Source organism: Streptomyces cellostaticus, assembly GCF_023630175.1.
GTDB lineage: Bacteria > Actinomycetota > Actinomycetes > Streptomycetales > Streptomycetaceae > Streptomyces > Streptomyces cellostaticus_A.
This window is the reverse complement of the sequence record NZ_JALLIN010000140.1, coordinates 1-1,081: the sequence shown is the minus strand read 5'-3', so window position 1 is coordinate 1,081 and position 1,081 is coordinate 1. Positions and strand designations below refer to the sequence as shown.

General features: G+C 66.5%; 2 protein-coding genes. Both read left to right on the top strand.

Annotated elements, in window-relative coordinates:
• Positions 1–50 precede the first annotated feature (50 nt).
• On the top strand, positions 51–377 hold the full coding sequence (locus tag MXD57_RS31360; protein WP_250405601.1) for a transposase: 327 nt from the start codon (positions 51–53) through the stop codon (positions 375–377).
• A gap of 5 nt (positions 378–382) precedes the next feature.
• Positions 383–1,081, top strand: a 699-nt coding sequence (locus tag MXD57_RS31355; RefSeq protein WP_250405602.1) for an IS3 family transposase, incomplete at its 3' end; no start/stop codon positions are given.

Here is a 1,081-nt window from a genome sequence, read left to right as displayed (position 1 = left end):
TGAACCGCCCCGGGTCAGGTAGGGACTCGATTCCGTGAAAGGATTGAGTCATGGCACGACCCTCCCGTTACCCGCTTGAGCTGCGCCGTCGCGCGGTGCGCATGGTCGCCGAAGTGCGCGACGACTACCCGAACGAGACCGCCGCTTTGCAGGCGGTGACCGAGAAGCTCGGCATCGGCTCCCGCGAGACACTGCGGAACTGGGTGAAGCAGCACGAGATCGATGCGGGACAGCGTCCGGGGACGACGACGGAGGAGTCCGCCCAGCTCAAGGCACTGAAGAAGGAGAACGCCGAGCTGAAGCGGGCCAATGAGATCCTGAAGGCCGCGGCGAGTTTCTTCGCGGCCGAGCTCGACCGGCCACACGCGCGCTCGTAGCCTTCATCGACGAGCACCGGGACCGCTTCGGCGGGGTCGAGCCGATCTGCAGAACGCTCACCGCACACGACTGCAAGATCGCCCCATCCACGTACTACGCCCACAAGAAGCGCCTCGAGGCCCCCTCCGCCCGCCGCGCGCGCGACACAGAACTCAAGGACAAGATCCAGAAGGTCTACACATCCAACTACCGTGTCTACGGAGCCCGGAAGATCTGGCGCGAGCTGAACCGGCAAGGCCATGAGGTGGCCCGCTGCACCGTCGAGCGCCTGATGCGCGAGCTCGGCATCCAGGGCGCGGTGCGCGGCCGACGTGTCATCACCACGATCCCCGGCGGGCAGGTCGAGCGCGCTCCCGACCTGGTGGACCGCGACTTCGTCGCCGCGGCGCCGAACCGGTGCTGGGTGGCGGACTTCACCCACGTGAAAACGTGGTCCGCGACCGTCTACGTCGCGTTCGTCGTGGACACCTTCTCCCGCCGGATCGTCGGCTGGTCCGCGGCCACCGTGAAGGAGACCGTCTTCGTTCTGGACGCCCTGGAGATGGCGCTGTGGCAGCGCGATCGTGACCAACAGCCCGTAAAAACAGGTGAGTTGATCCACCATTCGGATGCCGGGTCGCAATACACGTCGTTCAAGCTCGCCGACCATCTTCAGGCCGCCGGCATCGCCGCGTCCATCGGCTCGGTCGGCGACGCCTACGAC

Excerpts from the sequence above, each read along its gene's own strand:
- MXD57_RS31360 (WP_250405601.1), top strand. The coding sequence starts at position 51 with ATGGCACGACCCTCCCGTTACCCGCTTGAGCTGCGCCGTCGCGCGGTG.